This window comes from Micromonospora thermarum (assembly GCF_012034245.1).
GTDB classification, from domain to species: domain Bacteria; phylum Actinomycetota; class Actinomycetes; order Mycobacteriales; family Micromonosporaceae; genus Micromonospora; species Micromonospora thermarum.
The window spans coordinates 1-766 of the sequence record NZ_JAATEO010000101.1; the positions used below are offsets into that span (position 1 = coordinate 1).

Annotated in this window: 1 protein-coding gene; it reads right to left on the reverse strand. The window is 68.5% G+C overall.

What is annotated here, in order from left to right:
• Positions 1-8 precede the first annotated feature (8 nt).
• Positions 9-766, reverse strand: a 758-nt coding sequence (locus HCJ94_RS29385; RefSeq protein WP_168004248.1) for an IS5 family transposase, incomplete at its 5' end; no start/stop codon positions are given.

The following is a 766-nucleotide window of genomic DNA, read 5'->3' on the forward strand; positions in this document are numbered from 1 at the left end:
TAAGCCGGTCAGAGCCACTCGCAGATGATGGTGATGGTCAGGACGGCCTGGAACCGGACGGCCAACTTGTCGTAGCGGGTGGCCACGCCGCGGTGGCGCTTGAGTCGGGCGATGCCGTTCTCGACGGCGTGTCGCATCCGGTAGAGGTCTCGGTCGAACTTCGGCGGGCGTCCGCCGCGGGTGCCCTTGGCCTTGCGGTGGGCGTCCTGGTCCTTCTTGCTCGGGATGCACGCCTTGATCCCACGCTTGCGCAGGTAGGTGCGGTTGCCGCGGCTGGTGTACGCCTTGTCCGCCAGGACCTGGTCGGGGCAGGTGCGGGGCCGGCCCACCCCGAGACGGGTCACCCTGATACGGCGCAGGACCGGGATGAACTGCGGGCTGTCACCACGATGCCCGGCGGTCACGACCATCGATAGGACCTTCTGTCCCTGCTCACAGGCCAGATGCGTCTTGGTGGTCAGACCGCCGCGAGATCGTCCGAGGGCGTGATCGGCGGGTTCGTCGTGCACGCCGCCGGGTGACTCTTTCTGCAGGTGGCCGTCTTTGCGGGCGCCGGCGGCGTGTTGGTGTGCACGGCTGGTCATCGAGTCCACGCTGACCGTCCAGGTGATCCGGCCTTCCGCATCGGCGGCGGCCTGTGACGCGGCCAAGATTTTGTCCCAGGTGCCGTCACGCTGCCAGCGACGGAACAGGCCGTAGACCGTCTGCCAGGGTCCGTACTCGGCCGGGACGTCACGCCAGGGCGACCCGATCCGGATCCGCCACC